Source organism: Chryseobacterium sp. Leaf394 (assembly GCF_001424105.1).
Classification (GTDB): domain Bacteria; phylum Bacteroidota; class Bacteroidia; order Flavobacteriales; family Weeksellaceae; genus Chryseobacterium.
In genome coordinates this window covers 2,022,903-2,026,710 of the sequence record NZ_LMQH01000011.1, presented here as the reverse complement: position 1 = coordinate 2,026,710, position 3,808 = coordinate 2,022,903, and the positions used below count along the sequence as shown (strand labels likewise).

Below are 3,808 nucleotides of genomic sequence, written 5' to 3'. Positions count from 1 at the left end.
CCTCCCAACCCTGCCAGGGTTCTGAACCCTGGCAGGGTTTTCTTAAACAAAATTCTATTATTAGAAAGCCAGCTCTTACTTTAACCCGTACTCGTAATTTTACCTTAACCTTAACCTTAACCTTAGCCTTAACCTAAAAACTTCACCAAACTAACCAGATTTCACGCATTACAGTACAATTTTTGCTTACCCTTGCCCAATGGCAAAAATATACTTTCTCCTTCCTTTTTTTACTGCATCATTTTTACTTTCTCAAAAACGGGATTCTGCAAATCTAATTTCAGAAGTGAAAATTGATGCCTACAAAAAACCGACAGCTTTCATCAATTCCACTAAATCGGTTTCGGTTATTTCAGAAAATTTACTGAATCAGAATACTCCGGAAAGAATGCTCGAATCAATCAATCAGATTTCAGGTGCAAGAATGGAAGAGAGATCACCTGGAAGCTACAGAATTTCTCTTCGTGGAAGTACTTTAAGGTCGCCTTTTGGAGTCCGGAATGTAAAAGTGTATCTCGATGATTTTATTTTATCTGACGCTTCAGGAAATACTTATTTCAATGTGCTCTCTCCCGAATTAACCGACAGAATGGAGATTTATAAAGGTCCGGAAAGTGGTGACTACGGAGCGGTTACGGGTGGAACTATTCTGTTAAAAACAAAATCTTCCGATAATCTTTCAGCCAACATTTCAACGGGAAGTTACGGGACTTTCAACCAGAGTTTTGATTTTTCGAAGCAGATGGGAAAACATTTTCTGGAAGTTTTCCAAAATTATTATCAGACGGATTCTTACCGAGATCAGTCGAGGGTTAAGCGAAAGCAGATTTTTATAAAAGATCATTTTCAATACTCAAAAAAAGGAATTTTAAAAGGAATGCTGATGTATTCTGACCTCGATTATCAGACGCCGGGAGGATTGACTTTGGAGCAGATGAATCTCAACAGAAAGCAGGCAAGACCAAAAACAGCGACGCTACCGGGGGCTTCGGAACAAGATGCAGGCATCAGAAATAAAATGGTTCTGGCCGGACTTTCAAATGAATATCAGTTTACGCCGGAATTTTCACATTTTGTGCTGGTTCAGGGCTCGTATGTGGATTTTGAAAATCCTTTTATCACCAATTTTGAAAACCGTTTTGAAAAGAATTTTGCACTGAGAACTCATTTTAATTATGAAAAGAACTTCAACAAAATCTCTTTGGCATACCGTTTTGGTTTTGAAGGCGGAATCAATGATATTCTGATTAAAAACTATGATAACAACAGAGGTTTCGAAGGAAATCCACAGAATTTTGATCAGCTTAAAAATACTTCAGGTTTTTATTTTCTTTCGCAAAAACTGAATGTTAGCGAAAAATTATTTACCGACATTTCAATCAGTTTAAATTCAAATTCCTATCATTGGGAAAGGCTTTTTCCACGCACGGAAACAGGTGAGATTCACTTTAAAAATCAATGGCTTCCCAATTTTGGTGTAACTTATCTTCTTGGAAAAGGATTTTCTGTGAGAGGAAAAATAGGAAAGGGAAATTCGGCGCCGACCAGTGAAGAAATACGTTCATCTACGCAGGAATTTAATCAGAATTTAAGTCCGGAATTTGGATGGAATAAGGAAGCGGGCATCAGAAAACAGTTTGGAAATTCAATATTTGTGGAAGCCGGTTATTTTGATTTCCGTTTGAAAGATGCGATTGTAAGAAGACAGAACGATGCCGGACAGGAATTTTTCATCAACTCTGGAGAAACCATTCAAAAAGGATTGGAAATGCTTTTGGAGTCTAAAAATTTTGACTTGAAAAATAATTTTTTCTCGAATTTTAAATTCAGATTTTCTGGTAGTTTTTATGATTTTAAATTTAAAAATTACCAGCAGAACGGAAATGATTTTTCAGGGAATGATCTGACCGGAGTTCCGCAAACCACGATTAATTCTTTGCTTAATTTTACATTCTTCAAAAAACTCTCCATCGATTATTCTCATTTTTATACTTCAAAAATCGCTTTAAATGATGCCAATTCCGTTTGGTCTGAACCTAATTTAATAGGAAATATCCAATTCAGATTTCCGGTTGATTTTGAGAAAACAAGGCTGAATTTATATTTGCAGATTCAGAATCTGTACAATGAAGATTATGTTTTAGGTTTTGATACCAACGCCTTTGGAAACCGATATTATAATCCTGCTGCAAAAAGGAATTTTGTATTGGGAATGAAGGTTGATCTTTAATTTAATTCTGATGTAATGTAATCTCTGTAATTAATAGATACGTATTCAGGTATATAAACGAACGTGATCAAACTTCTTTTACCCTCACTGGCTGTAAAGGGGTGATAAATATTTTTCTTTATAAGTTCTGCTATTACATCATCTCTGTCACCAAATTCTGATTTGATATTTACGGACGCAATACTATTTTTATCAGTGAAAATTATTTCGTAAACAGCAAAGTTATTTTTGGGCTTAAAGTTTTTTAATTTTGAGATGCTTGATCTTCCTGTTTTATTTTTTTCAAAGTAAAAAATAAAATTGTCATTTTGTATCGTATTATTTTTTAAATATGAAAAGAGATTTTCTGCGGCACTGATCTTACTGTGATATGAATTATCCCTATTTAATAAATAATGAGGTGTGCAGGATGAGATCTCTTCATTATCGTGATTGAGAAAGATGATATATTTTTCACCTTTTTTGAACTCCACATCACAGGCAGAACCATCGATCCTACCAATATTTCCACTGAGATTTAACGTTGTTTTGTCAGTTTTACCCTTAAAAAATTTTTCAAATTTCACTTCAGCTTTGTAAGTTCTATCTTTAGTGTCATTACCATAAATATTCAGAACAGTGATTTCTGCAACGATGTTGGCTTTATGATAAGTTTTGGGCAGTAGTGTATACAAGCAGTCACAAGCCAGTATAGTGTTGAAACTTAACAGTAAAAATACTACAAACAGATTTTTTTTCATTTATTGTTTTTTTTTATAATTTCTGTAATGATCATTTCCGCATGAATTCTGGAGTTTTCTATAAACCAAAGATGCGTATCTTTTCCGCCACAAACTACGCCTGCGAGATACAGGCTGGCAACATTCGTTTCCATCGTTTCTGAATTATAAAGAGGATTTAAACAGTCGCCCTGCAATTCTATTCCGGAGTTTTTCAGGAAGTCAAAATCGGGAAGATAGCCTGTCATGGCGAGAACGAAGTCATTTTCAATTTCAATATGATCTCCGTTTTCATTTTTAAAAATGACAAAATCTTTTTTAATCTCAATCATTTCAGCATTAAAATAAGCCTTAATACTTCCTTCGGAAATTCGGTTTTCAATATCCGGTTTTACCCAATATTTCACGTTAGCCGAAATTTCTGAGTTGCGGATAATCATCGTGACATCAGCACCTTTTCTGTACGTTTCCAAAGCGGCATCCACTGAAGAATTGCTCGAACCTACAACCACGATTTTCTGTTTTGCAAAGGGGTAGGGTTCGGTGTAATAATGCTTTACTTTTGGCAAATCTTCGCCGGGAATATTCATCAGGTTTGGGATGTCGTAAAATCCGGTTGAGATGATAACACTTTTTGCGAGATATTCTGATTTTGAAGTCTCGATTTTGAATACTCCGTCCTTTTTAGACACATTTAAAACCTTTTCATATAAATTTATGTTCAGATTTTTCTGCCTTGCAATGCCCTGATAATATTCCAGAGCTTCCTGTCTGCCAGGTTTAGGAGCAGCTGAAATAAAAGGAATTTCTGCGATTTCAAGCTTATCAGCTGTCGAAAAAAACTTCATATACAACGGAT

The 3,808-nt window shown here is 35.1% G+C and carries 3 protein-coding genes; 1 reads left to right on the top strand and 2 read right to left on the bottom strand.

Features of this window, described 5'->3' with window-relative positions:
• Positions 1–199: 199 nt before the first annotated feature.
• Positions 200–2,230 (top strand): TonB-dependent receptor, encoded by a 2,031-nt coding sequence (locus ASG21_RS13990; protein WP_056081324.1) that lies wholly within the window; start codon positions 200–202, stop codon positions 2,228–2,230.
• On the opposite strand, the gene ASG21_RS13985 is transcribed toward ASG21_RS13990, so the two are convergent.
• A complete protein-coding gene (locus ASG21_RS13985; protein WP_056081322.1) occupies positions 2,227–2,970 on the bottom strand; it encodes a hypothetical protein in 744 nt (247 codons plus the stop codon). The genes ASG21_RS13990 and ASG21_RS13985 overlap by 4 nt on opposite strands.
• Positions 2,967–3,808, bottom strand: an 842-nt coding sequence (locus tag ASG21_RS13980) for a YpdA family putative bacillithiol disulfide reductase (protein WP_241773495.1), incomplete at its 5' end; no start/stop codon positions are given. The genes ASG21_RS13985 and ASG21_RS13980, both read right to left, overlap by 4 nt.